Genomic DNA, 24,488 nt, shown 5'->3' with positions numbered 1-24,488 from the left:
TACACAGTTAATCCCATTATAAAACACGTATTTGCCGAAATACGACAAATACGTGTTTTTTTCTTAACTTTTTATTTAGTTTGCGATCATTCTAATTCGTTTGATTCATTTCTTCGAAATAAAATATTTCTTCATAAATAACTGTCATGATAAAGGCATTCAAGAAGGCAATCACAAGATAAAGGGGCATGCCACCTAATTCAGGCTCCATCCAAGAACGGAAAAATACTTCCACAATCCCTACTTGAGTAAAGTAAAAGATCATACCAACTCCCACTTGCCAGATGGAGCGTTTATTATCACGATTGTTAAAACGGAACACTTTCTTAAAACTATTTCGAACATCTTCGGCAATAATGATAGAGAAGATGAAGATAATGATAAATAAAACGGGGATATGAAATAATTTAATTTTTAAAAAAGCGTAAGGTGTTGAAAAATATAATGCTGTCATACTGCATGCCATTATTACAGCAAGCAATGTGTTTTGAATCCATTTATTTAAACGGTACATCCTTTCGCCTCAATTCTATTATTACTATATAGTATTATATACTGAGGTTAATAGGATGATAAAGTTGTAATTATTGCTAATACCACAAAGGAATAAAATATTCCTACTCCATTATTCATCTAATCCTTCTACTAACTCATTGTTTTCAATGTAGCCCGATAATATTTTGGCGTAAGGTGAATTTGAAGGAATAATAATAACCGTATCATCACCAATCGTTTTCTTATAAGTTTCTAATGTCCGATACAATTGATAAAATTCCGGATCTTTTGAGAAAGCTTCGTTATAGATTCTTGCAGCTTCTGCTTCCCCTTCAGCGATAATCAAAGCAGCTTCTTTTTTGGCTGTCGAAATCATTTCTTGCACTTGTCGATCGGTATTTGCCACTATACGATTTTTTTCTGCATCCCCTTCAGATAAATACTTTTGAGCGATTGATTCTCGATCAGAAATCATTCGTTTATAAACAGATTCTTCGTTTTCCTCTGGTAAGTCAGTACGGCGAATGCGAACGTCTACAACTTCTATTCCATAATTGTCCGTTTGCAATAATTCATTTACTTTCGTTGTAATTTTTTCTGAGAGGCTGCCCCGATCAGAATTTTCATCATTAATAATATCATCGTAATTGATTTGTCCAAGTTCCGTGCGCAACACCGAATAAATGAACTCTTCCATACGCGCTTCTGCATTGACTAAGGATCTCGCATTCGTAATTAAAGATTTTGGATCTGTCACACGCCAAACCGCATAGTTGTCAATAATGATTCGTTTTTTATCCAACGTATTGATTTCTTCTTCAGACATGTTATGGATCATTAAGTTTTTCGGTAATGTAGTGACACTTTGGATAAATGGAATTTTCATATAAAGTCCCGGCTGATCTTGATATTTAATGACTTCACCAAATTGGCGAACGACTTTATATTCATTCTCTTTCACAATATATAAATTTGCTAATAAAATTGCAATGACTGCTACTATTATGGTAAGTATGATTGCTAGCTTTCCATATTTTTTCGGATTAAATGATGGCTTTTTATTAATGATTTCAACATTTGGAATATGGTTCGCTTCTTTATTTTTCTTTTCCTTATTTTTCTTTCCAAAAAGGTTGCGGATGAACTTTTCTAAATCCCCGTCATAGTAATTGTTGCTCATTGACTACCGCCTCCTTCTTTACGCTCTTTTTCTGTATTTTGTTGTACAGTTTGAGGTTGTAGCGGCAAATATTTTAATGTTTCTCCGTTATCGTTCATAATGTAAATTTGCGCACCCGGTAATACTTCCTCTAATGTTTCTAACACAAGTCGTTGGCGTGTAATTTCTCGGTTTCCAACATATGCATTATAAAGTTTATTGAAAAGGGCTACGTCCCCTTCCGCCTGTTGAATACGTGCTATTTTTTCCCCTTCGGCACGGGAAATGATTGCATCTTTTTCCCCTTGAGCTTCGCTAATTTTTTGGTTTTCATATTTTTTTGCTTCGTTAATTTTAGTATTTTTCGTTTCGCGGGCATCTGTTACAGCTGTGAAGGCAGCACGAACCTCCTCATTTGGCAATTCGATGTCTTGTAGTTTCACTGCCAAGATCGTCACGCCAATATCGTAATCTTCCATGACAGATACTAGTAAGTCCCTTGTTTTTTGCTCGATATCTGCTCGTCCATCCGTCAATGCTTCATCAATTGTTGAACTTCCAATAATGGAACGAATCGCACTTGAAGTAGCATGATGTAGAAGCTGTTTAGGGTCTTCGGATTGGAATAAATACTTCACTGGATCAGAAATCTTATATTGTACAACTAAATCGGTGAGTACAATATTTTCATCCCCAGTAATCATTTTCGTTTCGCTATCTTTCGTTACTATTTCTCCATCTTTTGTCGTCTTATAACCGAACTGTAAACTATATGTTTCTTTCGAAAGAATTTCTACTTTTTGTACTGGCCATGGCAATTTAAAATGCAAACCGGAATCTGTAATGGTTTCTGTTGCTTGTCCAAACGTGATAACAACGGCTTGCTCCGATTCATCGACTGTATACCAAGTAGTAAATATCGCAATAATACCTATAATTGAAATAATTGCTAACCCTGTTGTAAGCAACGCTCTTTTTACACTCATAACCTCTCCCTCTCTTTCTTTTCTAAAATTACATTAGCTAATTTACGTAACATTTACAAATAAAGTTTCACAGAAATGAAAAAAATTAATAAAATTATAGTCTTTTTATTAATATAAGTTATAAAATAAAAAGCCGCCTACAACGGACGGCTCTTTTATTTAGGCAAATTACTAAATTTAAAAAGGGGGTTTCATTTAGAACAATAAACGTAGAGTATGAAGCTTTCATAACAAAATTGTAAAGAGAATGTTAAATTTCTCGATAAATGGGAATCATCACCCGCATACAAGTTCCTTTGCCAACAGTGCTTTCTACTTCTATTTTCCCTCGATGGGCTTCTACTAAATGTTTTACAATTGCAAGCCCTAACCCAGTGCCCCCTGAATTTCTGCTTCGTGCTTTATCAACGCGATAAAAACGCTCAAAAATGCGTGGAATTTCACTTTTCTCAATTCCAATTCCTTGATCTTCCACTTCCACAATTCCATAATGTTCATTTTCTTTCATGCGCAATGTTATGACCGTATGATTTGGGGAATAGGTAATACTGTTTGCAATGAGGTTTGTAAAGATTTGAATTAAGCGGTTTTTGTCCCCCAGCACCATCACATCTCGTTTAATATCAACATCAAACTCCATATTTTTATGATCCATTTTCGGGCTTGTTACTTCGACGGCACGTATTAACACATCTTTTAAACTTGTTGGGACTAATTTTACTGTATAGCCATGTTGTTCAATTTTCGATAAATCTAATAAGTCTTGTATTAGCATTTGAAGTCGATTACTTTCTTGATAAATAATTTCTAAAAAGGATAGCAGCATTTTTTCATCTTTAAAAGCACCATCCAACAAAGTTTCAGAAAAACCTTTAATCGATGTAATCGGCGTTCTAAGTTCATGAGAAACATTCGCCACAAAGTCTTTTCGAATCTGTTCTAAACGAATCAGCTCAGTAATATCATGCATAACGATGACAATCCCTAACCAGCGACCGTGATCTCCTACAACAGGTGCCCCATAAACTTGTTCATAAATTTTTTCGTTATTCATTTCTATTTCGATTTGTTGTCGAAAAGGAAGCTCTGTTAAAAATACATGGTCTATAAATTTCTCCAATTCCCTAGGAAGACCTAGAGTTAAAAAGTTTTTTCCCTTTACTTCATTTAATGATAAATTAAATTCTTCCAAAAACTGACCATTAACAATGGATACTGTCCCTTCCCTATCAATCATGATAAGGGCGCTACCCATGTTTTCAATTAACGTCTTCAAGCGCTCATCTTCTATTTCTCTCATTTTTTCAATTTCTTGAAGATTTCGCGCTAAAATATTAATGGAATTTCGCAATTCAATGATTGTCGCTGGTCCACTGGCATAAGTTCTTGCGCGATAATTCCCTTTAATCAATTCTCGTGCTGTTTCAGTCACATTTTCTATGGGAATGAGCAATTCTTTAATTAATCGATTTGCGATGTAGGCGATTAATAAAAATGCAAACGTTAATAAAATCGCTAAAATAAAAGCTAGCTGATACTTAATCTGTTCAATTTGTTCCTCTGTAAAGGGAATATCGTTTTTCATAAAATAACTTTCCATATAGAAAGGAAATAGCTGACCTAGTACAATACCAAGGACAGCTATAATTGAACCCGTTAGCATAATAAAGATGAAAAACAATCGATTGCTTTGAGATTTCATTGTTTAGGCTCCTCAAATTTATAACCGATACCTCGCACCGTTTTGATAAACTTCGGTTTCCGGCTGTTTTCTTCTATTTTATCCCGCAAATGACTTATATGAACATCGACAATACGTGTATCACCCGCAAAATCATAGTTCCAAACGGCACTCAACAATTGATCTCTAGTCAATACACGATTTTTATTTTCCACTAAGTATACAAGCAACTCAAATTCTTTAGGTGTAAATTCAAGTGGTTGATTGTCTAGAAAAGCTTCATAACGTTCTGGATAAACTTCTAATTTTCCAAAATGATAATATTTTTTTTCTTTCTTTTCTTCTTGAAAACTTGAATTGAAACGGCGCAACACAGCTTTGACCCTAGCAATTACTTCTCTAGGACTAAAAGGTTTTGTCATATAGTCGTCAGCACCTAATTCAAGTCCCAATACTTTATCAAATTCATCATCACGAGCCGTTAACATGATGATGGGGATATTTTTCTTTTGACTCCTTAATTCTTTACAAACTTCCATCCCGTCCATCGTCGGCAACATTAAATCTAATAGAATTAAATCCGGCAAGTGCTCAAGGGCCATATCAAGCCCTTCTTTGCCATCGTGAGCGAGCAACACTTCATACCCGACGCGTTCTAAATTATACTTTAGCAATGTAGCAATCGATACTTCATCTTCTACAACTAAAATTGTTTGATTTGTGGACATGATTAATCCTCCATATTGCCTGTGATTTGAAACCCCCATTTCAAATCAGTAATTTGTTTATATTGGAGGTAAAACTTTTAATATGCCATGTAAGACTTGTTGGTGACTTTTATTCATTGCATCTACTTGAATACTTACAATATTATTTTCGTAGTCAATGTGCTGGACTTCTAGCAGAAATTCGATTGTTTCATAATGATATACCGGTTCTAAGTATATAATATTTTGCTCGCGAATATGCGAACCTGGACCGGGTAAATGCTTAGAAATGGCACTTGTCACGATTCCATTCAACATAATCGTTGGGACAATTGGCTTTTTAAAAAATGTATCTTTTGCATATTCATGCTGAATATATAATGGATTATTATCATTTGTTAACCCTAAATATATAAGCAAGTCTTTATCTTCAATTGTTTCAACTAAGTGAATCCTTTCACCAACAGTAATTTCATCAATTTTCTTGCCAATCTTGGTTCTTGCCCCGTTTAGCAAATCGAAAAATTCCCCCTAATTGGTTACTTTAGTAACATAGTATCAGTTTTTTCAGAAAATAGCCACAATAAAAGGACACAAATTAAGATAAGGCTTTCATAACATTTCTTACAGATTCAGCGGATTTTTGTAATGCTTCTTTCTCTTCTTCCGTTAATTCTAACTCGAAAATTTTCTCCACACCATTAGCTCCAATCAAAGTTGGTACGCCTAAATATATATCTTCAAAACCATATTCCCCTTCTAAATAAGCAATTGTTGGCAATATACGACGCTGATCTTTTATAATCGCTTCTGCCATTTCCACTAATGCAGCTGAAGGAGCATAATATGCCGAACCATTTCCTAATAAGTTGACAATTTCTCCTCCACCCACTCGAGTTCGTTGAACAATTTCTTCAAGTCGTTGTTTTGAAATCAACGTTTCAATAGGGATTCCACCTACGTAAGAATAACGAGTGAGCGGCACCATTGTATCTCCATGTCCTCCTAAAACAAAACCAGTGACATCTTTTACAGATACATTTAATTCCTCTGCCACAAAAGCACGGAATCGTGCTGTATCTAATATGCCAGATTGTCCCATCACTTTATTTTTCGGAAGACCGGATTCTTTATATGCTACATACGTCATAGCGTCAACTGGGTTCGTTAATACAATAATTGTTGGATCTGAAGAATACTTCATGATTTCTTTTGTTACCGATTTTACGACTTTTTGATTGATTTGTACTAAATCATCACGGCTCATTCCAGGTTTTCGTGCTACGCCTGCAGTGATGATGACTAAATCTGAATTAGCTGTTTTCTCGTAATTTGATGTCCCGATAACATAAGAGTCAAAACCTTGAATCGGTGCTGCTTCCCACATATCCAACGCTTTTCCTTTTGTTGGATTTTCTGCTTCGGGAATATCGACTAATACAACATCTCCCAATTCTTTTTGTGCCAATAAAAAAGCTGTCGTAGCACCAGTAAATCCTGCTCCAATCACAGAAATCTTTTTTCTTTTTAAAGTCATGGATTACACCTCTTTCACAAAAATAATAAATAAAAAGGGTCGTCTCAATCTGTTAATTGAGACGGCCCAATTCAATCCGATTACTCGGTAAGCCTAAATATACAATTCTACAAAAGATATATTATTCCTTCTAGAAACTGATCAAATTAAAGGTTTTTAATTAATTCATCTGCGAATTCAGAGCATTTAACTTCTGTCGCACCATCCATTAGACGTGCAAAGTCATAAGTAACAACTTTTGAAGCAATTGTTTTTTCAATTGATTTGATAATTAAATCTGCTGCTTCTTTCCAACCAAGGTGTTCAAACATTAACACACCAGAAAGAATTACAGATGAAGGGTTCACTTTGTCTAATCCAGCGTATTTTGGAGCAGTTCCGTGAGTAGCTTCAAAGATTGCGTGACCAGTTACATAGTTGATGTTTGCACCTGGAGCGATACCGATACCACCAACTTGTGCAGCTAATGCGTCAGAAATGTAGTCACCATTTAAGTTCATTGTAGCTACTACATCAAACTCTTTCGGACGAGTTAATACTTGTTGTAAGAAGATGTCAGCAATTGTATCTTTTACGATAATTTTACCAGCTGCTTCTGCTTCAGCTTGAGCTTCGTTTGCAGCTTCAACGCCTTTTTCAGCTTTAATGCGATCGTATTGATCCCAAGTGAATACTTTATCACCGAATTCACGTTCAGCTAATTCATAACCCCATTTTTTGAAGCCGCCTTCAGTGAATTTCATGATGTTACCTTTATGAACTAAAGTTACTGATTTGCGTCCTTCGCGAATAGCGTATTCAATAGCAGCACGAACTAGGCGCTCAGTACCTTCGATAGAGATTGGCTTAATACCAATTGCAGAACTTTCAGGGAAGCGGATTTTATTTACGCCAAATTCTTCTTGTAAGATGCTAATTAATTTTTTTGCATTCTCTGATTGAGCTTCGTATTCAATACCAGCATAAATATCTTCTGTGTTTTCACGGAAGATTACCATATCAACATGTTCAGGATGTTTTACAGGAGATGGAACACCTTCGAAGTAACGAACAGGACGTAAGCACACATATAAGTCAAGTTGTTGACGTAATGCTACGTTTAATGAACGAATTCCTCCGCCTACAGGAGTTGTAAGAGGACCTTTGATTGCAATTAAGTATTCGCTAATTTTATCTAAAGTTTCTTGTGGTAACCACTCACCAGTTTGATTGAATGCTTTCTCACCAGCAAGAACTTCCAACCATTGGATTTTTCTTTCGCCATTGTATGCTTTTTCAACAGCTGCATCAAATACACGTTGAGCTGCTGCCCAAATATCTGGTCCAGTACCATCTCCTTCAATGAAAGGAATAACAGGGTTGTTAGGTACTACTAATTTACCGTTTTCTACTGTAATTTTACCGTTAGTCATGTATGTTGCCTCCTATATTCATGAGTCTAGGACTGTGTCGTTTAACACAGTCCTAGTGTATTTTAGCATATTTTCTAAAAATTTTCTTATTAGATTAGAATAAAAAATTATCTTTCATCAATTGGAACGTATTGTTGACGTTGTGGTCCAACATATTCAGCACGAGGACGAATTAAGCGGTTATTTGCATATTGTTCAAGAATGTGAGCAAGCCATCCAGATGTACGAGATACTGCAAAGATTGGTGTGAATAGGTCATGCTCAATGTCTAGTGAGTCATACACTGATGCAGAGAAGAAGTCAACATTTGCTGGAAGACCTTTTTGTCCAACTACGATGTCATGAATTTTCACAGACATTTCGTATAATTCTGTTTTTCCTCTTAATGCTGTTAATTTTTCACTCATTACACGTAAATGTTTAGCACGTGGGTCTCCTTTGCGATATACGCGGTGACCAAATCCCATGATTTTTTCTTTGTTATTTAATTTATTCATAATGTAAGGTTCTACGTTTTCAATTGAACCAATTTCAGTTAACATTTTCATTACTTGTTCGTTAGCTCCACCGTGAAGCGGCCCTTTTAATGCTCCAATTGCAGCTGTAATACCAGAGTAAACGTCAGAAAGTGTAGCGACACATACGCGCGCAGTAAATGTTGAAGCATTTAATTCGTGGTCCGCATGCAGAATTAATGCTTTATCAAATGCTTCTACTTCAATTGGCTCAGGATCTTTACCATGTAACATATATAAGAAGTTTGCTGCATATCCTAATTCAGGTTTTGGAGAAACAGGTTCTAAACCTTTACGTACACGAGCAAATGCTGTTACAATTGTCGAAATTTTTGCTTGAAGACGAATTGCTTTGCGATAGTTCGCTTCATCACTCATTACGTCAGCTTCTTCATCATACGCACTTAATAAAGAAACCGCTGTACGTAATGCAGCCATTGGATGAACTTTATCTAGAGGCATTGATTTAAATACATCGATAATTTGTTGAGGAATTTCAGCATTTTCAGCTAATTGTTTTTTAAGTTCTGCTAATTCTTCTTTATTTGGAAGACGTTGGTGCCATAATAGATAGATTACTTCTTCGAAAGTAGCATTTTCAGCCAAATCATCGATACTATAACCTACATATGTAAGTGTATCGTCGATTATTGAACTGATTTTTGATTCAGCTGCAATAATACCCTCTAAACCGCGTGTTGCTGTCATATAAAATCGCTCCCTCTCTTTAAATTTTAAAAAAATGTAAGTGCTTATTGTAAATGCTTTCTTTTTCTTCTATGACACTTACAATTCTTTCGCTCATAATGAACCTATTATTAAATCGCTTACATGGTTAATTATAATAAATTTTGACGGCTTTGTGAATAATTTTTCAAAAATAAAGAAAAAATCGTATTTTTAATAAAATCACCACTTAAACGAGAATAATTCCACGTTAACGAGATTATAATTACTTGGACTAGGGGTGTTAAATTTGCAATTGAATAAATTTTCAACCTATTTGAATAAAAATGTAATTCAGTTGCTCGTGCTGATTTTATATTTTATTTTCCTTTGGCTCTTATTACCCATTTCATTCGCAATATTTTTTGCATATATGTTATATCCAATTATTCACTTTTTCCATCAGCGACTGAAACTACCATATATCATAAGTGCCATCATTATATCTTTATTAATCTTCCTATCAATTTATTCCTTCTTTTATATCACCATTCAAAGTATTATTGCCATTTATCCAGAAATAAAAATACAAGTAGATAATCTTCAATTATTTGATTCCGAATATTTAATGGTATTAGAAAACATATTTAATGAGTCTTTATCGTATATCGATACTGCTATTATGAGTTTGGCTAGTTATTTGCAAGACTTTTTTCAATACATTTTTGAGCTCTTTATTTTTCTAGTGGCTTTCTTCTTTGCCTTGTTTGAATCGAGAAGAAATCGATACTGGTTTTTTATCTATGTGCCTAAACCATATCGTAAAGAATGGAAACAATATTTCTCCAAGGCGATGAACTTATTTAGCTATTTCTTATATGTAGAATTTCAGTTGTTCATTATTACCTTTTTCCTTCTTAGTATTGGACTGGCATTACTAAAATTTGAAAATCCAATAAACAAAGCCTTTCTAATCTCTTTTGCAGATGTATTGCCATTTTTCGGAATTGGGTTATTTCTCATTCCTATCGCCATATACTTTTTTGCAATTGGAGATAAGTTCGTAAGTTTAGCATTGGTTTTGCTTTATGTATTTATACAAATAACAAGGCAGCTAACTGAGTCATTATTATGGGCATCCACTTTCCAATTGCGAACAGTCCACACATTTTTAATCAGCGCTGCCTCTATATTGTTGTTTGGGGTTTATGGTATATTGCTGAGTCCATTTATATTATTAATAGCTGTGAAAGTCAAACAAAAATCTATCGCTGGATAATAATCATTTCACTGTTTTTCATTTTTTTACGAATCCATTCTAAGATTATCGGTTTATAGAGACGTCTTGTCCATGGAAGAACCAAAGTAAAAGCAATTATATCCGTGAGAAATCCTGGTAATAAAAATAATACTCCTCCTAAAAATACGAGAAATGCATCGATCATCGCTTGTCCTGGTGGTTCTCCCCGTCGAATGCTATTCTGAATAGTTTGTACGGATTCCAATCCTTGCTTTTTTGTTAACATCGCTCCAAATAAACTTGCTAATACAATTAATAACAATGTACTTAAGATGCCTAACCAATTACCGACGACAATGAAAATTGCAATCTCTATAAGAACAAACGCAATACATATGGAAAATAACTTTTTCAAATAATACCCTCCATTAGAGTAATTTTTTGACTATCATATATACGAAATTGCTAGGCTAAAAGTTTCAATTACAATAATATCGTAATAATAAATTGGGCTGTTAAAAAGTTTTCTACTTTTTAGACAGCCCAATTATGCTAATGCTTACAATACGCTTGCGTGACCTTTATAGATAACACCAGTTTCAGCATCCATTGTAATCTCTTGTCCATGTCGAATGATTGATGTTGCTTCTTTCACACCAACAATGACAGGGATGCCTAAGCTTAGACCAACGACAGCGGCATGGCTTGTTAAGCCACCTTCTTCAGTAATAATGCCCGCACATTTTTCAATTACCGACATCATTTCCCGATCGGTTCCAACCGTTACAAGGATACAACCTTCCGTATCATAAGCTTGTGCTTCTTCAGCATTTTTCACAACGATCGCTTTTCCAACGACAGATTGTTTTCCAATTCCTTGTCCACGAGCTAATAAATCACCTATCACATGGACTTTCATTAAGTTCGTTGTTCCTGATTCTCCTACCGGCACTCCCGCAGTAATCACAACAATATCACCGTGATTTACATAACCATATTTCAACGCTTCATCCACAACTAATTCTAAAATTTCATCCGTTGTCGTTACTTTATGTGTGACAATCGGATTAACGCCCCACACAAGCGTCAATTTTTGAGCAGTTGAAGGAGAATCTGTAATGGCGATAATCGGCACACCTGGACGGTATTTAGCAATCAATTTTGCTGTAACTCCGCTCGCAGTTGGTGCAAGCACCGCTTTAACACCTAAGTTAATTGAAGTGTATGAAACTGCTTGGGAAATGGCTTCGGTCATCGTTGTCTCTTTTTCACGACTTCTTGTTTGTACTATCGAACGATAATCCAGCGAGTTTTCTGTAAATACTGCAATTCTGTTCATCGTTTTCACAGATTCAACTGGATACTGACCAGCGGCTGTTTCTCCTGAAAGCATAATGGCATCTGTTCCATCAATGATTGCATTTGCCACGTCGCTTGCTTCCGCACGAGTAGGTCGCGGATTTCGCTGCATAGAGTCTAACATTTGTGTAGCCGTGATGACAGGTTTTCCTACTTGATTGCACTTTTTAATTAATGCTTTTTGAACGAGCGGCACTTCTTCAGCAGGAATTTCCACTCCTAAATCTCCGCGAGCAACCATTAATCCATCAGAAACTTCAATAATTTCATCAATGTTATCTACGCCTTCTCGGTTTTCAATTTTAGGAATGATTTGAATGTGTCCGCCACCATTTTGTTCGAGCAATTCTCGTATTTCCAGCACATCTTTTGCTGTTCGCACGAAGGAAGCAGCGATAAAATCGACTCCTTGTTCAATTCCAAATAATATATCTTTCGCATCTTTCTCTGTAATTCCAGGTAGTTTTATTGAAACTCCAGGGACGTTCACACCTTTTTTATCTTTCAGCACTCCGGCATTTTCAACAATCGTATGAATTAATCCTTTATCGTAATCTTTCGCTAATACGCGCAATGCAATTAATCCGTCATCCAACAATATTGTATCGTTTTGATTAACATCATAAATTAATTTGTCATACGTAACGGAAAAACATGTTTCGTCTCCAAGAACTTCTGTCATTGAAATATCGATGACTTGTCCTGTTTTTAAGTGAACTTCCCCGTTTTTCATTGAATGTGTTCGAATTTCTGGACCTTTTGTATCAAGCAAAATTCCGACAATTTTATTTAATCGATTCGCTACATCTCGGATTGTTGCGATACGCATAGCATGTTCTTCATGTGTACCATGCGAAAAGTTAAGTCTCGCAACATTCATTCCGGCTTTAATAAGTTCTTCGAGAACTTCTGGAGATTCGCTTGCGGGTCCTATAGTACATACAATTTTTGTTTTTCTCATATACATTCTCTCCATTTTCTAGATTAAATTGAAAGTTCTTTTGATAAAGTATATAGACTAGTATCTGCTTTATGTTTTGCTGTAAAAATCTCCCGTAAATCATAATCGTAAACTTGATGATTTTTTATACCAACTGCACGACTCGTTTTCCCTTCCAACAATAATTCGACTGCTCGAGCACCTAGACGACTAGCCAATACCCGGTCAAATGCTGACGGTGATCCTCCCCGTTGAATATGCCCTAACACGGTAATCCTCGTTTCGATTCCTGCTTTTTCTTTTAGCATGTTTGCAAGTTTTGAGGCTGGCATAACTCCTTCTGCAACGATAATGATGCTATGTTTTTTATTTCGCGCTTCTCCACGCTTCATGCGCGTAATAATATCATCTAAATCATACGGCTCCTCTGGTATAATAACAGATTCTGCACCGGCTGCAAGTCCCGACCATAAAGCAATGTCACCTGCATCTCTACCCATCACTTCTATAATAAAGGTATTTTCATGACTTGTTGCAGTATCACGAATTTTATCAATTGCACTGACAACTGTATTGAGTGCCGTATCAAAACCAATCGTAAATTCTGTACCAGCAATATCATTATCAATCGTTGCAGGAACACCAATACATGCTAATCCTAATTTCGTTAGCTCATAAGCTCCACGGAAAGAACCGTCGCCTCCAATTACTACTAAGCCTTCAATTCCAGCTTCTTTCATTTTTTCAATACCTTGTAGTTGATATTTCTTTTCTTTAAATTCTGGGCAACGGGATGAAAACAGCTTCGTTCCTCCTCGTTGAATAATCCCACCTACAGATCCTAAATCTAATAACTCTATTTTACCTTTTATAAAGCCTTCGTATCCATGGTATATTCCAAAGACTTCAACCCCATGATAATTGGCTTTTCGAACAACTGCACGAATTGCTGCATTCATGCCAGGTGAGTCACCGCCGCTCGTTAAAACACCTATTCTTTTCACCCTACTCCCTCCATTCAAATGCTCATAATGTTAACAATAACATAAAAAATTTCTATTGAAACTAGAAACTTTCATGTATTCCATTACTTATCATCGATAATAAACTGTTCATGTAAATGGAAAATGACAAAATCCTCACCATTGGATTTTGTCATTAGAAGGGTGGAAAGTCTAGTAATTTTATTGAACAATTTCTTCAATAAAATCTCCCATTTTACGGAATTTATCGTAGCGGTCTTGAATAATTTCCTCTTCCGACAATGCAGTTAATTGATCAAGCCCTTTTTTCAAATATTCCTTTAAGATTTTCGCTTGTGATACTGGGTCACGATGTGCTCCTCCTGGAACTTCAGGAATGATATCATCAATAATTCCCATTTCTTTTAAATCTTGAGCTGTAATTTTCATTGCCTCTGCTGCTTGTTTTGCAAGGCTAGCATCCTTCCATAAAATTGAAGCAGCACCTTCTGGAGAAATAACGGAGTATGTGGAATTTTCCAACATATAGATGCGGTTCGTTACTCCTAATGCCAATGCACCGCCGCTACCACCTTCTCCAATTACTACACTAATGACAGGCACTTTTAAACCAGCCATTTCAAACAGATTTTTGGCGATTGCCTCACTTTGTCCGCGCTCTTCTGCCGCTTTTCCTGGATAAGCGCCCTTTGTATCAATAAAACAAATAATAGGGCGTCTGAATTTCTCCGCCTGCTTCATTAAACGCAACGCTTTTCGATAACCTTCCGGATGGGGCATCCCGAAATTTCGTCGAATATTTTCCTTTGTTGCTTTACCACGTTGATGACCGATTACAGTAATCGGCTGTCCATCAAAAAAGGCAATTCCTCCAACAATCGCTTCATCATCAGCATAATAGCGATCACCATGGAGTTCAATAAAATCTGTAAAAATTTCTTTTATATAATCGAGAGTTGTTGGACGTTCAGGGTTTCGCGCTACTTGTACACGATTCCACGGTTCCATGTTCGAATAAATTTTAATTTCCAATTGGCGCAATCGTTCTTCCAATGTTTTAATTTCATCGGACATATCTACATCCGCATTCTTTGCCAGTTCCCTTAACTCATCAATTTTTTCTTTCAGTTTAATAATAGGTTCTTCAAATGACATCGGTTTAGACATGAGTTACTCCTCCTTTGCGGTGCAATTTCACGATTGTTGCCACCTTATCACGCATCTCTTTTCGATGGAAAATAGCATCTAATTGACCATGTGCAAGTAAGAACTCTGCTGTTTGGAAGTCATCAGGCAACTTCTCACGCACCGTTTGCTCGATTACCCTTCTCCCAGCAAACCCAATAAGCGCTTTTGGCTCAGCAATATTGAGATCTCCTAATGAGGCGAAGCTTGCCGATACTCCACCAGTAGTTGGATCAGTCATGATGGATAAGAAAAGTAAACCTTCGTCACTGTGACGTTTTAAAGCAACGCTCGTTTTGGCCATTTGCATTAAGGAAATAACTCCCTCTTGCATTCGTGCACCGCCGCTCGCAGTAAAGATAATGAATGGCACTTGCATTTCCGTAGCTTTTTCGATTGCACGGGTAATTTTTTCGCCAACAACAGATCCCATTGATCCCATGCGGAAATGAGAGTCCATCACAGCAACAACGACCTCTTCCCCTTTTAACGTCCCGCTTCCTGTTAAAACCGCTTCGGATAATCCTGTTTTCTTCATATCCGCTTCTACTTTTTCTATATATGATGGGAAGTTAAGAGGGTTTGTCGTGCGTAAGTGTTCATCAAACGGCGTAAATGATTCAACATCTAAAAAGGAGTCGATCCGTTCCCAAGCAGTCATTTTAAAATGATGGTCGCAATTTGGACAAACTTTTAAATTCGTTTCAATTTCTTTTGTTAAAAAGATTTTTCGACATGATGGGCATTTCGTCATTAAATCTGCTGGAAATGAGCTTTCATTTTTAGAATTTACAATAACCCCTTTTGTTTTTTTCCGATTTAAATTTAGCAAACTTTTTATTGCCACGATTTTTCCCCCTACTATATTTATTCTTCATGCGATTTTAAAAAATCTAACCATTCAGTATATGCCTCAATAGCTTCTTTTTCATAACCAAGCTGCAAAGATTTTAATAGCCTTTGTAATATTGGCTTTTCTTCTTCCGTCGTCATTTTTTTAACGCATTGGCACTATAAGCCACAAGTTGAATCCATATTCTAAGAGCTAAACGATTTTCTGATGCAATGAGAAGTTCACGTAAAATATGATCTCGAATTACTTCTGTTTCCAATTCAATTTTTAAAAATAAACTTTCCCAAACAGGAAGTTGTCTTAATCGTTTATCGGAGCAAATAATTCGTATCGCTTCTCTTTCATGAATTTCCCGTGTTTTATGAACATCGCGTATTGATTGATTTTCTTGCAATATAAAAGTAGCTAGTAATTCAACTAATCGATATTGTTGAGAGGAAGCTAAAAAAGTACCACCGCCTTGGCGGGTCTCAATAATTCCTAGCAATTCTAAACTTCGTAACGCTTCTCTTACCGAAGATCTACCAACGCCTAACTTTTCTGATAAAACTCTTTCCGAGGGGAGCTTATCACCAGGTTGAAGTTTTTCAGCGATAATAATGTCTTTTAATTTACTAACAATTTCTAAAAAGACTTTTTTATTTTCTTGTTTCGTGTCCATGTTCACCTCAAAACGTTTTAACAACCCCTTATACCGATCGTTTATTAAAATACAGTAATCCCCAACATTATCATTTAAATCCTCACATAAAGTGGTCAGACCACTTTTGTACAGTTTACAAAATGTTTTCTGCTTTGTAAAGAAAAAACTGTGCAAAATCGCACAGTTTTTGTAAATTCAAACAAAAATATCTCGCTATTGAACATTTCTTATCATTTTCACTTTTATTTGAGGTTGGTTGTAGCGATATTCTACATTACCTTCTAAATAGATTAGCACCTCTTCTTTTATCCATCCTAGGCATTCATTATATTGTTTCGGAAACAGAGTTGCTGAAACCGATCCATATTCATCTTGAATTTGAACAAACGCCATCAGTTCACCTTTTTTTGTGCGTATTTGACGAATAGACTCTACTATTCCTACAAGTTTTACTAAGGCGTTTTGCGGAAGGCCATTCAACAGAAAACTATTTGTATTCACATGTAGTTTGTTGCGGATGTTTGTAACCGGATGTTCCGATAAATAAAATCCTATGACTTCCTTCTCGAATTCCAGTTTCATTTTATTTGGAATCGGCGCTGCTTCCATATATTTCGGTTTTCCAAATAGCGAGGTTTGTGAAGTAAATAAATCTTCTTCCTCTGTCGGCCGAACTATTTTTGCATGTTTTTCTGCTGCTTCAATCGTTGCAAGAAGCGTCGCTCGATTCTTTCCAAAATCGTCTAACGCACCTGCTTTAATCAATGGCTCTATCCATTTACGGGCGAAATAGTTACCGCTTAAGGAAACAGCCAAATCGAATATATCATGAAATTTACCTTGTTCTTTTCGAGCAGAAATTAATTTTTGTAAAAACGTTTGAGAAACGCCCTTGATTGCTGATAAGCTGTAGCGAATATTTCCATTTTCAACTGAAAATACCCGATTGCTTTTATGAAGGGAAGGCCGTAGTATCGATATACCTTTGCTTCTCGCTTCCATTATTAACGAGAATAATTTTTCTTGATTTCCTGTGGCAAAGGTCATCATGACAGCATAAAATTCCGCTGGATAATTTGCTTTCAAATAGGCCATCTGATAAGAAATCATGCTATATGCAACCGCGTGGCTTTTCGCGAAACCGTAATCTGCAAATCGCACAATTTGTTGATATACCGATTCTGCCACCTCTTTGCTATATCCTTTATGGATTGCGCCGTTGACAAAGGCTATTCTTTGCTCTTCCAATACCTCACGTTTTTTCTTGCTTACCGCTCTTCTCAATAAATCAGCCTGTCCTAGTGAGAATCCTGCTAGAATGTTGGCAATTTGCATAATCTGTTCTTGATATACTATGATGCCATACGTTTCTTTTAAAATTGGCTCTAAATCAGGGTGTGGCATCTCAACGGACTGCCCCCCTTTTTTCCTAGCTGCATAAATCGGAATAAACTGCATTGGTCCAGGTCTATACAAAGCATTTACTGCAACAATATCGGAAAATTGTGTAGGTACAATTTCCCTCAAAGCATTCTTCATTCCCTCCGACTCCAGCTGGAATATGCCTGCTGTATCCCCTTTTTGCAACAATTCAAAGGTTTTATGATCATCCAATGGGATTTCATTTAAATCAATTTTCTCATTTCGAGCATAGTAAATCATTTTTTGAATTTGCTCAATCATTGTTAAGTTTCGTAAACCTAAAAAGTCCATTTTTAATAGACCTACTTGCTCCACTTCTTGCATAGGCCATTGTGTAATAAAAATCCCATCATGTCCCTTTTCAATCGGAACGACCTCAACTAAAGGAACTGGACTTAACACGACACCGGCTGCGTGAGTGGAAGCATTTCTAGGTAATCCCTCTAATTTTAACGCCGTTTCAAACCAACGTTTTCGAATAGACTCCTCTTCAATCCATCTTCTTAAAGGTTCACTTGTATGGTATGCTTCTTTTAATGTAATCCCTAATTTATTTGGAATGAGACGAGAAATCATTTCAAGGGTGTCAGATTCAAAGTTGAACATTCTCGCTACATCCCTAGCGACAGCCTTTGCCGATAGACTGCCAAAGGTGATAATTTGCGCTACATGTTTCTCCCCATATTTTTTTGCCACATACTGAATTACTTCCTGTCTTCTCGTATCGACAAAGTCAATATCGATATCAGGCATCGTTACTCGCTCAGGATTTAAAAATCGCTCAAATAATAATCCGTAACGAATCGGGTCGACTTGAGTAATGTATAAGCAATAAGCCACAAGTGAACCAGCTGAGGAGCCTCTCCCTGGTCCAGTTAAAATTTGCTGCCCGCGAGCAAAATTCATAAAATCTGCAACGATTAAGAAATAATCAGCAAAACCCATGGAACAAATAATTTCTAACTCATGATTTAATCGATGGATATAGATTTCATTTGGTGCATTCGTTTTTAACCGCTCTTTTAATCCCTTCAACGCTAACATTCTCAATACTTGTTCCGCACTTTGTCCTTGTTGTAAAGGAAATTTTGGCAGTATATGGCCTTTTTGAGCGATGTCTACTTGGCAACTCAAAAGCATATTTCTGCTCTCTTGCAGCCACTCTTCACGATCATTAAACCAGTGAAGCCAATCATGTTTAGTAGGAGTATAATATCGTTTGTAATTTTCATTGATTTGTACTTGTTCGCTTAATTTAACGCCCATTTCAATACTTCTTGCAACTCTATAACTAAAGGCATCTTCTCGATTTAAATATAGACATTCATGAATCGCCATGATAGGAATTTGCAATTTTTCACTCAGGTGAATGACTTCATTTTCAAAAGGAGACTTTTCTCCTTCAAGCCTTGAAATACCTAACCATATTCGCCCTTTGAATAACTTTTGCAACAGTTCGATGGAAGAGGGATGCTCTACCCATTTGGCATCATCACTTATAGTTGGAATTACGACGGCAATTCCGTTAGAGTATCCTTTTAGCCACTGAATAGGCAATAACTCATCATCTCTAATGGCAATGCTGCTAGATATCTTCAGCAGGTTTTTATATCCATCGTTGTTTTGTGCGTATATTAGAAGGGGGAGAACGATGTGATCAAACTGCACTCGAGCAGTAAGACCTATAACCGGATGAATACCTGCATTTTTTAATTCATGGTAAAAAGGCAAAAGCCCGTACAATTTTGTATTGACAATTGCACAAGCTTCTGCCTTTTGTTCAATTAAAAAAGGGATGAGTTCTTCCAAACGAATCGTACTCTTTAATAAATCTGCACTTGTTCGTACTTGTGGATAAATGGACAATCTGCATCCCTCCTGTATTTATTAATATTCTTTACAAAGTTGTTTTAAATCTGCAATTACTTGGTCTACTTCTTCCCATGAATAAGCAGTTGCACCAGAAGCTAGAGGATGTCCACCTCCATGGTATTTTTTGGCGAGCTCATTGACAATTGGACCTTTTGAACGCAGTCGCACTCGAATCTCATGAGGTTCTTCGACAAAGAACGCCCATGCCCGAACACCTTTAATATTACTTAGTGACCCTACTAAAGAAGAAGTTTCGGAAGTAGTGACATTGTATTCCTCAAGCAGTTCTTTTGGTAGTTTAATATATGCAGCGCCATTTTCGTCCATTGTAAAGTTTTGATATACATATCCTTGCAATTTCAATAGGTTTGGATCCATTTCATACATGCCATTATAGATTTCGTTGCGATTGAACTGATAATTAACTAATTGCCCTGCAACTTCAAAGGTTTTAGTAGTTGTGCTAGGATATAAAAATCTCCCTGTATCTCCCACAATGCCTGCAAAAAGAAATTTCGCACATTCTTCAGACATTTTCCATCCTTTGTATTCTCGACCTTCTTCATACAATTCGTAGATTAATTCGCTACAGGAACTGGATTCCGTATCAACCCATACTAAATCTCCGTATGCATCATCGTTAGGATGGTGATCGATTTTTACGAGAAAATTTCCATTAGAATATCGGTCATCATCAATTCTCTCAGTATTTGCAGTATCCGTTACGATGACAAGAGCCCCTTTATATTCTTCATCGGAAACTTCATCAGGATGAGCCAAGTAGGATAATAATTCATCATGCGTACCAACTGCATACACTTTTTTATTGGGATAATTATCTTTAATTAATGTTTTTAAACCGAATTGTGAACCGTATGCATCAGGATCCGGACGGATATGTCGATGAATAATAACTGTATCATATTGTTCAATAGTATCAATGATTCGTCGCTTCAAATTGGTACCCTCCAAAGTTATTGAAAATTTTTTAATATATTAGCATTTTTATAAAAAAATCGTTACAATAATTTTAGTTTGTTTAGGAGGTTCTGAAAATGTTAAATGCGTTATTTGTAACTTTCATCATCATTTCATTTGCCGCCTATTTTTACTATAAAACGAAACAATTTCGCACTTCATTGCCGATACAAAAAAAATGGTATAAAGCGAAAGCCGGTGTTGCTTTAGGTCTTTTCGTTGTATTTTTTGGTTTAAATACCTTCATTATTCAAGATACATTATTAGGTAATATAGTTGGTGTTGTTTTCGTTGTTGTCGGACTAATGGAATCTTATCACAGTTATAAACGTGCAAAACATGAAGGAAAATTTGTTCAACAAGAATATGAATTAAATAAGCAATAATCGATTTATGAAAAAGTTGTCCAATTTCTTTTGGACAACCTTTTTCATTTACTAACGATCTAACAGCTGGAAAGTAGCCATCGCTTTTCCAACAAGCGCTTCTTCGTGATAAACATCAAAATCCATTTTTACGAATTTTCTACTCATATCTAATATATGTGGAACAACTTTTAACACATTATCCATTTGAATTGGTTTAATATAATAGGTTGCAATGTTTTCTACTACCGCATCTCCACGTTTTCGTCTTTTTAGTGCAATTAATCCAACTTCCGTCAACAATGTTGTAAAGGCACCATAAGATATCGCACCATACTGGTTTGTCATTTGAGGCGTTACTGTAAATTCAACTATTACTTCTTCCTCACCAAGTACTTTCATTTCACTTTTTACGATGTCATCAATCGTTTCACCATGTTGCGGTTGATGTTGGGACGTTTGCAATGCCTTTAATACATCTTGACGGCTGATTACACCTTGTAAATATCCATCATCATCCACGACAGGAAGTAAATCAATCCCTTCCCAAACCATTCGGTGGCCTGCAGAAGCGACGCTTGTTTTCATTGACACGGAAATCGGTTGTTTTGTCATTACCTTATCAATTAATTCATTTTCATCTTTCCCAATCACGTCTTTAGCAGTGACAATCCCCACTAATTTATTATTTTTTGAAACAACCGGGAATGCTCCGTGCGTTGTGTGGGCATTTAATGCATGAAAATCAGCAACCGATTGTCCGACATTTAATTTTGCTGTATCTTCCAAACGTACATAAATATCTTCTATTAGCAAAATATCTTTTTTAATGAGTTGGTCATAAATGGCACGGTTAATCATCGTTGCTACTGTAAATGTATCATAACTAGATGAGATGATTGGCAACTCCAGTTCATCCGCGAGTCTTTTATTTTCTTCTGTCGTATCAAATCCACCTGTAATTAATACTGCTGCACCAGTTTTTAAAGCGTTGTGATGAGCTTTAAAACGGTTACCAACAATTAAAAGACTTCCAGGGTCGGTATAGCGCATCATATCTTCTAATTGCATTGCACCGATGACAAATTTATTCAACGTTTTATGCAACCCAGCTTTTCCACCGAGCACTTGTCCATCTACGATATTGACGATTTCCGCGAAAGTTAGACGTTCAATATTCTCCTTCTTTTTCTTTTCAATTCGAATCGTTCCTACGCGTTCAATGGAACTCACCAAACTTCGATTTTCTGCCTCTTTAATTGCTCGATATGCCGTACCTTCGCTTACTTGCATTTCTTTTGCAATTTGTCGGACTGATATTTTTTCGCCAATAGGAAGTGACTCGATATATTGCAATATTTTTTCATGTTTTGTGGACATCGATATCACCTATTTTCATCGTACTTTCTCCTCCCATAGTGTAACATATTTTCAATTATGTATAGAAAAAAATCGAGAAAGTAGTCATGGATATTTTACAATAATCGACAAAATCTCCATAACTCACTTTCTCTATTGCTATTCATTTAAAAAACTTTTTGATTTTATGTTTTATAAGTTTAAGGCAATTCTACTTTTTGCCCTGCTTCTAAAATTTGAACTTTACTATTTTTCACCAACTTCGCAAAGTCATTCGGATCTTGTTTGATGAGTGGGAACGTATTGTAATGAATTGGTACAACCGTTTTAGGTCTTAATAATTCCACAGCATATGCCGCATCTTCAGGGCCCATTGTAAAGTTATCACCAATCGGTAAAAAGGCAACATCAATTTCATTTCGGTCACCAATTAATTTCATATCACCAAATAACGCTGTATCGCCTGCATGATAAATTGTTAAACCTTCCGCGTAGAACAAGATTCCACCAGGGTTTCCTGCATTAACAACTTCTGTTTCAGTTTCATAAGTAGAACCGTGGAAAGCAAGCGTATATTTTACTTTACCAAATGGAAATTCATAAGCTCCTCCAACTCCCATTGGATGGGCATTGACACCTTGTTTTTGTAAATATACTGCCAACTCATTTAGCGCCACTACTTGCGAATTGTTCGCTTTCGCCAGCGCTATCGTATCTCCAACATGGTCATTATGACCGTGTGTCAATAAAATCACATCTGGCTTTTCTTCCTCAACTTTTAAATCAGTTAAAGGGTTTCCTGTAATAAACGGGTCAATTAAAATCGTTGTGCCATTTGTTTTAATTTTTACGACGGAATGACCATGGTAAGAAATTTCCATTATGTTTCCCCCTTTAAATAAATAAAATTTCATCATTTATATTTCTACAAAACCTTCTTTTTTCCTTCTTTTTGCTATACTAATACTGTTATATTTCCTTTTATGTAATATATAAACCAAACTTGGAGGAACGTCTAATGAGCAAAATGATAAATATCCAATCTTACTTAAAGGAGCAGGAAATTGATATAGCCTTCGTTACAAATCCAGATAATGTATTTTATTTTTCAGGGTTTAAAAGTAATCCCCACGAAAGATTACTAGGTATTTCGATTTTTCAAAATGCAGACCCATTCATCATATGTCCGAAAATGGAAATCTCTGATGTGAAATCTTCGGGTTGGTCATTTGATATTGTTGGTCATAGTGATACCGATCAACCATGGAATATATTAGCTAACGAAATACATTCTCGTACGAACAATATTTCAACAATTGCTATTGAAAAAGGGCATTTAACAGTTGAACGATTTGAAGCTCTACAAGCCTTCTTCCCTAATGCTCGTTTTGTTCCAATTGATAATCAAATAAACGAGCTTCGGGTAATGAAAGATAAAGAAGAACTGGATAAATTAAGAAAAGCCGCTGAATTAGCCGATTATGCAATTGATGTCGGTGTAAAGGCCATCAAGGAAGGTATTACTGAACTAGAAATTGTTCACATTATTGAAAGTGCTATTAAGGAAAAAGGTTATTCCATGTCCTTCGAAACGACTGTATTATCTGGTCCAAAAGCTGCATCTCCACACGGTACTCCAGGAAATCGCACTATTCAAAAAGGCGACTTTGTGTTGTTTGATTTAGGGGTAATTTACGAAGGATACTGTTCCGATATCACTCGCACCGTTGCATTCGGGGAAATTAACGAAGAACAAAGAAAGATTTATGAAACAGTAAAAAAATCAAACGAAGAATCCATAAAATCAGTGAAACCTGGAATTCGCTGCATGGATTTAGATAAAATTTCCCGGGATATAATTTCTGATGCAGGATATGGTGAATATTATACTCACCGATTAGGCCATGGTCTTGGTATTTCAGTACACGAATTCCCATCAATTACTGGAACAAATGAAATGAAATTAAAACCAGGAATGGTATTTACAATTGAACCTGGCATTTACAAATCCGATGTGGCTGGAGTTCGTATAGAAGATGATGTTGTCGTAACGGAAAATGGTGTTGAAGTCCTAACAAAATATCCAAAAGAATTAATCATTATCCAATAATTGAAAGAGCTTCCCAACGTC

At 36.1% G+C, this 24,488-nt stretch carries 23 protein-coding genes; 3 read left to right on the top strand and 20 right to left on the bottom strand.

Features of this window, described 5'->3' with window-relative positions:
* Nucleotides 1–91 precede the first annotated feature (91 nt).
* The 9 genes from NSU17_RS13810 to citZ form a co-directional block, all read right to left on the bottom strand.
* Complete coding sequence (locus NSU17_RS13810) at nt 92–514, bottom strand: DNA polymerase I (protein WP_096551489.1); 423 nt, start codon at nt 512–514, stop codon at nt 92–94.
* Nucleotides 515–625: 111 nt separating this feature from the next.
* Nucleotides 626–1,675 (bottom strand): protease modulator HflC, encoded by a 1,050-nt coding sequence (gene hflC / locus NSU17_RS13805; protein WP_340705286.1) that lies wholly within the window; start codon nt 1,673–1,675, stop codon nt 626–628.
* A complete protein-coding gene (gene hflK, locus NSU17_RS13800) occupies nt 1,672–2,640 on the bottom strand; it encodes an FtsH protease activity modulator HflK (RefSeq protein WP_340705285.1) in 969 nt (322 codons plus the stop codon). Before hflK ends, hflC begins: the two co-directional genes overlap by 4 nt.
* Before the next feature lie 250 nt (nt 2,641–2,890).
* Entirely contained in the window at nt 2,891–4,342 is a 1,452-nt protein-coding gene (pnpS, locus tag NSU17_RS13795) for a two-component system histidine kinase PnpS (RefSeq protein ID WP_340705284.1), read from the bottom strand.
* A complete protein-coding gene (locus NSU17_RS13790; protein WP_016837134.1) occupies nt 4,339–5,049 on the bottom strand; it encodes a response regulator transcription factor in 711 nt (236 codons plus the stop codon). The genes pnpS and NSU17_RS13790 overlap by 4 nt, the downstream gene beginning before the upstream one ends.
* A 57-nt stretch (nt 5,050–5,106) precedes the next feature.
* The gene (locus NSU17_RS13785; RefSeq protein WP_340705283.1) at nt 5,107–5,544 is read right to left on the bottom strand and encodes a MaoC/PaaZ C-terminal domain-containing protein; all 438 of its coding nucleotides are present in this window, start codon (nt 5,542–5,544) and stop codon (nt 5,107–5,109) included.
* An 82-nt stretch (nt 5,545–5,626) separates the two neighbouring features.
* Complete coding sequence (gene mdh, locus NSU17_RS13780) at nt 5,627–6,565, bottom strand: malate dehydrogenase (RefSeq protein ID WP_340433231.1); 939 nt, start codon at nt 6,563–6,565, stop codon at nt 5,627–5,629.
* Between the two features lie 146 nt (nt 6,566–6,711).
* Nucleotides 6,712–7,977, bottom strand: coding sequence for an NADP-dependent isocitrate dehydrogenase (gene icd / locus NSU17_RS13775; protein ID WP_016837131.1), 1,266 nt, complete (start codon nt 7,975–7,977; stop codon nt 6,712–6,714).
* Nucleotides 7,978–8,084: 107 nt separating this feature from the next.
* Nucleotides 8,085–9,200, bottom strand: coding sequence for a citrate synthase (gene citZ, locus NSU17_RS13770; RefSeq protein WP_340433226.1), 1,116 nt, complete (start codon nt 9,198–9,200; stop codon nt 8,085–8,087).
* Between the two features lie 268 nt (nt 9,201–9,468).
* Here citZ and NSU17_RS13765 point away from each other — a divergent pair, with 268 nt between their 5' ends.
* Nucleotides 9,469–10,437, top strand: coding sequence for an AI-2E family transporter (locus tag NSU17_RS13765; protein ID WP_340705282.1), 969 nt, complete (start codon nt 9,469–9,471; stop codon nt 10,435–10,437).
* Here NSU17_RS13765 and NSU17_RS13760 read toward each other — a convergent pair.
* The 9 genes from NSU17_RS13760 to NSU17_RS13720 all read right to left on the bottom strand — a co-directional run bounded on the left by NSU17_RS13760 (nt 10,424) and on the right by NSU17_RS13720 (nt 20,612).
* On the bottom strand, nt 10,424–10,813 hold the full coding sequence (locus NSU17_RS13760; RefSeq protein WP_340705281.1) for an FxsA family protein: 390 nt from the start codon (nt 10,811–10,813) through the stop codon (nt 10,424–10,426). The two genes, NSU17_RS13765 and NSU17_RS13760, sit on opposite strands and share 14 nt — an antisense overlap.
* A gap of 144 nt (nt 10,814–10,957) precedes the next feature.
* Nucleotides 10,958–12,718: a pyruvate kinase gene (gene pyk, locus NSU17_RS13755; protein ID WP_340705280.1), complete on the bottom strand. Its 1,761-nt coding sequence runs from the start codon at nt 12,716–12,718 to the stop codon at nt 10,958–10,960.
* Nucleotides 12,719–12,741: 23 nt separating this feature from the next.
* Nucleotides 12,742–13,701 carry a 6-phosphofructokinase gene (gene pfkA / locus NSU17_RS13750; protein ID WP_096551507.1) on the bottom strand — a complete coding sequence of 320 codons (960 nt, stop codon included), beginning with the start codon at nt 13,699–13,701 and terminating at the stop codon, nt 12,742–12,744.
* A gap of 180 nt (nt 13,702–13,881) precedes the next feature.
* A complete protein-coding gene (gene accA, locus NSU17_RS13745; protein ID WP_096551508.1) occupies nt 13,882–14,847 on the bottom strand; it encodes an acetyl-CoA carboxylase carboxyl transferase subunit alpha in 966 nt (321 codons plus the stop codon).
* Nucleotides 14,840–15,712, bottom strand: coding sequence for an acetyl-CoA carboxylase, carboxyltransferase subunit beta (gene accD, locus NSU17_RS13740; protein ID WP_016837124.1), 873 nt, complete (start codon nt 15,710–15,712; stop codon nt 14,840–14,842). The genes accA and accD overlap by 8 nt, the downstream gene beginning before the upstream one ends.
* Nucleotides 15,713–15,732: 20 nt before the next feature.
* A complete protein-coding gene (locus NSU17_RS13735) occupies nt 15,733–15,858 on the bottom strand; it encodes a hypothetical protein (RefSeq protein WP_340705279.1) in 126 nt (41 codons plus the stop codon).
* A complete protein-coding gene (locus NSU17_RS13730; RefSeq protein ID WP_340705278.1) occupies nt 15,855–16,379 on the bottom strand; it encodes a FadR/GntR family transcriptional regulator in 525 nt (174 codons plus the stop codon). Before NSU17_RS13730 ends, NSU17_RS13735 begins: the two co-directional genes overlap by 4 nt.
* A 195-nt stretch (nt 16,380–16,574) precedes the next feature.
* Nucleotides 16,575–19,649, bottom strand: coding sequence for a DNA polymerase III subunit alpha (gene dnaE / locus NSU17_RS13725; RefSeq protein WP_340705277.1), 3,075 nt, complete (start codon nt 19,647–19,649; stop codon nt 16,575–16,577).
* 21 nt (nt 19,650–19,670) lie between these two features.
* Complete coding sequence (locus NSU17_RS13720) at nt 19,671–20,612, bottom strand: DHH family phosphoesterase (RefSeq protein ID WP_340705276.1); 942 nt, start codon at nt 20,610–20,612, stop codon at nt 19,671–19,673.
* A 98-nt stretch (nt 20,613–20,710) separates the two neighbouring features.
* Between NSU17_RS13720 and NSU17_RS13715 the strand changes: the two genes are divergently transcribed.
* Nucleotides 20,711–21,019: a YtpI family protein gene (locus NSU17_RS13715; protein WP_340705275.1), complete on the top strand. Its 309-nt coding sequence runs from the start codon at nt 20,711–20,713 to the stop codon at nt 21,017–21,019.
* A 51-nt stretch (nt 21,020–21,070) separates the two neighbouring features.
* Here the strand turns inward: NSU17_RS13715 and NSU17_RS13710 are convergent, their stop codons facing one another.
* Nucleotides 21,071–22,378, bottom strand: a complete 1,308-nt coding sequence (locus NSU17_RS13710; RefSeq protein ID WP_016837119.1) for a DRTGG domain-containing protein — start codon at nt 22,376–22,378, stop codon at nt 21,071–21,073.
* 179 nt (nt 22,379–22,557) lie between these two features.
* A complete protein-coding gene (locus tag NSU17_RS13705) occupies nt 22,558–23,238 on the bottom strand; it encodes a metal-dependent hydrolase (RefSeq protein ID WP_016837118.1) in 681 nt (226 codons plus the stop codon).
* 137 nt (nt 23,239–23,375) lie between these two features.
* On the opposite strand from NSU17_RS13705, the gene NSU17_RS13700 reads away from it, so the two are divergent.
* Nucleotides 23,376–24,467, top strand: coding sequence for a M24 family metallopeptidase (locus tag NSU17_RS13700; RefSeq protein WP_340705274.1), 1,092 nt, complete (start codon nt 23,376–23,378; stop codon nt 24,465–24,467).
* Nucleotides 24,468–24,488: the final 21 nt, after the last annotated feature.

The sequence above is a fragment of the Ureibacillus sp. FSL K6-2830 genome (assembly GCF_038004145.1).
Taxonomy (GTDB): domain Bacteria; phylum Bacillota; class Bacilli; order Bacillales_A; family Planococcaceae; genus Ureibacillus; species Ureibacillus thermosphaericus.
Note: the sequence above shows the minus strand (reverse complement) of the source record. Positions and strands in the feature narration are given on the sequence as shown.